Raw genomic sequence first — 4,574 nt, 5'->3', positions numbered from 1 at the left:
GGCGTCACCTATGAGCACCCGGTCGCCTACGACGGCGACGGCCAGCCGACGGAATACGAGACCCGCGACTATATCGTCGTCGCCACCACGCGGCCGGAGACCATGCTGGGCGACACCGGCGTGGCCGTGCACCCGGAAGATCCTCGCTATCAGGCGCTGGTCGGCAAGTTCGTGACCCTGCCGATCGTCGGCCGCCGCATTCCCATCGTCGCCGACGCCTACGCCGATCCGGCCAAGGGCTCGGGCGCGGTGAAGATCACGCCCGCCCACGACTTCAACGACTTCCAGGTCGGCAAGCGGGCGGGGCTGGCGGCGCTGAACGTGATGGACGGCTTCGGCCGCATCACCGGCGCCGACGCCGCTGACGTGCCGGCGGACTACGAGGGGATGGACCGCTTCGCCGCCCGAAAGGCCATCGTCGCCCGGGCCGAGGCCGAGGGTTGGCTGAAGGAGATCGAGAAGACTCGCCACGTCATCCCACACGGCGACCGCTCCGGGGTGGTCATCGAGCCGTGGCTGACGGACCAGTGGTACGTCGACGCCCACACCCTCGCGCAGCCGGCGATCAAGGCCGTCGAGCAGGGCGACACCGTCTTCGAGCCGAAGAGCTACGAGAAGATCTATTTCGAATGGCTGCGGAACATCGAGCCGTGGTGCATCTCTCGCCAGCTCTGGTGGGGGCACCGCATCCCGGCGTGGTACGGCCCGGACGGGACCATCTTCGTCGAGGAGAGCGAGGCGGAGGCTCTCGCAACCGCGCGGAGGCACTATGGGGCGGAAACTTCTCTGACACAGGACGAGGACGTGCTCGACACCTGGTTCAGCTCGGCGCTGTGGCCGTTCTCGACCATGGGCTGGCCGGAGAAGACGGACGACCTAGCGCGCTTCTATCCCACGTCCGACCTCGTCACCGCCGCGGACATCATCTTCTTCTGGGTCGCCCGGATGATGATGATGGGCCTTCACTTCATGGATGAGGTTCCGTTCCGTCGCGTGATCATCAACGGCCTGGTCCGCGACGAGAAGGGCCAGAAGATGAGCAAGTCGAAGGGCAACGTCATTGATCCCCTGACCATCGTCGACGAGCTCGGGGCCGACCCGCTGCGCTTCACCATGGCCATCCTGTCGGGCACACGCGACATCAAGCTGTCGCGGCAGCGTATTGAGGGTTATCGCAATTTTGGCACCAAGCTGTGGAACGCCGCGCGCTTCTCGCAGATGAACGACGCCCGCCGCATCGAGGGCTTCGACCCGGCCGCTGTCCAGCAGACCATCAACCGCTGGATCCGCGGCGAGCTGACGAAGGCCGAGCGGCAGGTGTCCTCCGCCATCGAGGGCGGCCGTTTCGACGACGCCGCCTCGGCGCTATACCGGTTCGTCTGGAACGTCTTCTGCGACTGGTATCTCGAACTGGCCAAGCCGGTGTTCACGGGCGCCGACGAGGCCGCGAGGGCCGAGACCCGCGCCATGACCGCCTGGACGCTGGATCAGACGCTCAAGCTGATGCACCCGATCATGCCCTTCATCACCGAAGAGCTTTGGGACAAGCTGGCCGGGGAGGGCGCAGCCCGGGCAGAGGCGACCCTGATCGGCGCCGCCTGGCCCGACCTGCCCGACGCCTTCGTTGATCCCGCCGCCGAGGCTGAAATCGGCTGGCTTGTCGATCTGGTCACCGAGATCCGCCAGCTGCGGGCCGAGATGAACGTGCCGCCGTCGGCCAAGCCGCCTCTGGCGTTCGTGGCGCCCGACGTCATCACGTCCGAGCGCATGACGCGACACCGCGACCTGATCCTGACGTTGGGCCGGGCCGGTGACCTGGAGACCGTCGACTCGGCTCCGGCTGACGCGGTCACGTTCGTCTCCGGCGGCGCCACGGCGGCCCTGTCTCTGGCGGGCGTCATCGATGTCGCGGCCGAGCGGACCCGTCTTTCCAAGGAAATCGCCGTCTTCGACAGCGACATCGGCCACGTCAACAAGAAGCTCGGCAACCCGAGCTTTGTCGACCGGGCCGCGCCGGAGGTGGTGGACGAACAGCGCCAGAAACTCGCTGAGGCCGAAGCCGGCAAGGCCAAGCTTCAGGCGGCGTTGGCGCGTCTGGACGCGGTGGGGTGAAGAAGGTCCGCCTCGACCAGCTGCTGGTGGCGCGCGGACTGGCGGAAAGCCGGTCGCGGGCGAAGGCGGCGATCGAGGCTGGCGGCGTGACGGTTGACGGACTGCCAGCCCGAGCGCCCTCGGAGACGGCGCCACAGGACGCGGTCATCACCTACGCGGCGGCGCACGGCTGGGTCGGACGCGGCGCGCTGAAGCTGGACCACGCCCTGACGCTGTGGCCGGTCGCGGTCGAGGGACGAACGGTTCTGGATATCGGCGCCTCCACAGGCGGCTTCACGGAGGTGTGCCTGTCGAGAGGCGCCGCCAAGGTATTCGCCGTGGACGTAGGCTCCGGTCAAATGCACCCGCGAATCGCCCGCGACGCCCGTGTCGTCGTCCTCGAGAAGACCGACGCCCGCGATCTCGACCGGACGCGGATCCCCGTAGCGCCGGAGCTCATCGTCTGCGACGCCAGCTTCATCGGGTTGGCGAAGGTGCTGCCGGCGGCGCTCGGTCTCGCGGCTCCCGAGGCGGACCTCGTCACCCTGGTCAAGCCGCAGTTCGAGGCAGCGAGGCCGGGCGGCGGCAAGAAGGGTGTCGTCAAGGACCCAGCCGCCCGTCAGGCCGCGCTGGCGTCAGTGTCATCGTGGCTGGAGGAGCAGGGTTGGTCCGTCTGCGAGACCGCCGTGAGCCCGATCACGGGCGGCGACGGCAACGTGGAATTCCTGCTCTGGGCCCGGTCGGCCGGCAGGGGTTAGATCCGCTTCGCGCTCCAGCAGAAGGCGACCATCTCGCGAGCGTGAGCGCCCTGAAAAGGGAAAAGCCGCCGGTGGATTTCTCCACCGACGGCTCCCGTCACGCCACCGGTCGACAGGGGGGCTGAAAAAAAACCGGTGACGCAATTCTGTCAGTAGCGGTCCGGGCAGGACTGCTCGTAGCGTGTCACGACGCGACCGTAGTGATCGCGGCTGCGGACCTCGACGGTGCGGCAGCTCGACGAATGACCGTAGGACGACGAGTAGGAGCGGTCGTAGCGGTCGTACGTCCGGCCGCTGCTGTTGTAACGGTCGTAGTCGTAGCGCTGGTCGTTGTCGTAGCGCCGGTCATCGTAACCGCGGTCGTAGTCGTAGCCGCGGTTGTCCGAACGGTAGCGGTAGTCGTCGCCGTAGCGGGACTGATCGTACCGGTAGTCGTAGGCGGTGGAGCCGCGGGCGCAGGCCGAATCGCCGCCGACGCCGGCGCCGATCGCGGCGCCGAGTACGCCGCCCAGGATGCTGCCCTCGGTGCGACGACCTCGAGCCGCCAGTTGCGAACCGGCGATGGCGCCGAGCGTGCCGCCGATGACAGCGCCGCCGCCCTGACGCGAGCCGCGATCATACTGGCAATGCTCCGGGTAGCGGTCGTAGTCGTACCGCTGTCCGTAACCGTAGCTGGGCTGCCCCTGGTAGCTGTAGGTCTGGGCGGAGGCGCCCGAGGGAAGCGCCAGAGCGCCGGCGGCTGCGAGAGCCGCCGCGGCGGCCGTGGTCCTGGTGAGGCGGGCGAACATGATGTCGATCCTTGTTATCAGAGATGAGGACCGAACGGCTGACCGTCCCTCTCTGTTGCATTGGTAAATACGGCCGCCAAGCTGAACGGCTTTTGAGCGGTGCGTTCATGTTCGTTCAGGTTTCGCGAGGGCGCCCGAGCCTCTAGGAAGACCCCATGACGCATACGCTGACGATCTCGCGGGTAGGCGGGCAGGGCGACGGGGTGGCGGACACACCTGAGGGCCCCGTCTTCGCGCCCCTGACCCTGCCGGGCGAGATCGTGACAGGAGAGGTCCGAGACGGTCGTCTGGAGTCTGTCCGGGTGTTGACGCCCAGCCCCGACAGGGTGGCGCCGGCGTCGCCGCATTACGGCGACTGCGGCGGCTGTTCGCTGCAGCACTGGGCTCAGGCGCCGTATCTTGCGTGGAAACGCGAGCAGGTTGGTCTGGCCCTCACGCGCGAGGGGATCGAGACGGAGATCGAGCCGACGGTCGCGGTTCCGCCCGGAGCGAGGCGGCGCCTGGCGCTGCATGCCCGGCGCGCAGACGACGGCGGGGTGGTGCTCGGCTTCAAGGCGCGGAAGAGCTGGCGTCTGGTGGCGGTGACGCACTGCCCGGTGGCCGATCCGCGGCTGGAGGCGTCGTTCCCGATGCTCCGGCGCCTGGCGGACTCGTTTCTGGAGCATCCAAAGTCGGCACCGACCCTGCATGTGACCTGGACGCCGGTGGGGCTTGATGTGGACGTCACCGGTGTCGAGCGGCGCTCGGGCGGCCTGTCCCGCGACGCCCAGCTGCGGGCGGTCCATGTGGCGGCCGAGGCGGGCTTGGCGCGGCTCAGCCTCGCCGGTGAAGTCCTGATGATGGAGCGGCAGCCGACCGTGACGTTCGGCCCTGCGACCGTTCCCCTGCCGCCCGGCGGTTTCCTGCAGGCGGCGGCTCAGGCCGAGGCCGCCATGGT

3 protein-coding genes and 1 pseudogene are annotated in these 4,574 nt (G+C 68.4%); 3 read left to right on the top strand and 1 reads right to left on the bottom strand.

Annotation, left to right across the window (positions count from 1 at the left end; genetic code table 11):
- The coding region (locus VGB60_RS11045; RefSeq protein WP_331038309.1) for a valine--tRNA ligase at positions 1–2,112 on the top strand (2,112 nt) is incomplete at its 5' end.
- Entirely contained in the window at positions 2,109–2,849 is a 741-nt protein-coding gene (locus VGB60_RS11040) for a TlyA family RNA methyltransferase (RefSeq protein WP_331038308.1), read from the top strand. The genes VGB60_RS11045 and VGB60_RS11040, both read left to right, overlap by 4 nt.
- Before the next feature lie 149 nt (positions 2,850–2,998).
- Here the strand turns inward: VGB60_RS11040 and VGB60_RS11035 are convergent, their stop codons facing one another.
- Positions 2,999–3,637 (bottom strand): hypothetical protein, encoded by a 639-nt coding sequence (locus VGB60_RS11035; protein ID WP_331038307.1) that lies wholly within the window; start codon positions 3,635–3,637, stop codon positions 2,999–3,001.
- Positions 3,638–3,792: 155 nt separating this feature from the next.
- On the opposite strand from VGB60_RS11035, the pseudogene VGB60_RS11030 reads away from it, so the two are divergent.
- Positions 3,793–4,574 (top strand): annotated as a pseudogene (locus tag VGB60_RS11030) (RNA methyltransferase); the annotation flags it as partial.

The organism is Brevundimonas sp. (assembly GCF_036399195.1).
Taxonomy (GTDB): Bacteria; Pseudomonadota; Alphaproteobacteria; order Caulobacterales; family Caulobacteraceae; genus Brevundimonas.
This window is presented reverse-complemented; position numbering and strand designations above follow the sequence as displayed.